We start from the raw sequence: 309 nt of genomic DNA on the forward strand, positions 1-309 counted from the left end.
CCAGACCCGGATGTCCGGCGTCGACGTGCCCGGCCGCCGAATCCGCAAGGGCGCCGCAACCGCCGTCATGAAATGGGTCCGCGAGCACGGCGGCCACCCCACCGCGGAGGTCGGCTCCATCGTCGACGGCGTGTCCACCTCGGGCGGCACCCCCCTCGTGGTGGCCGAGCACGTCGACGGCCAGCCCGCCCGCACCCTCGGCGTCGTGCACCTCAAGGACGTCGTCAAGCACGGCATGCGGGAACGCTTCGAGGAGATGCGCCGCATGGGCATCCGCACAGTGATGATCACCGGCGACAACCAGCTCAC

General features: G+C 71.2%; 1 pseudogene. It reads left to right on the plus strand.

What is annotated here, in order from left to right:
• Window positions 1-309: pseudogene (locus IEZ31_RS55865) on the plus strand (HAD family hydrolase); the annotation flags it as partial.

Origin of the sequence: Dactylosporangium sucinum (assembly GCF_014647515.1) — a bacterium.
Taxonomy (GTDB): Bacteria; Actinomycetota; Actinomycetes; order Mycobacteriales; family Micromonosporaceae; genus Dactylosporangium; species Dactylosporangium sucinum.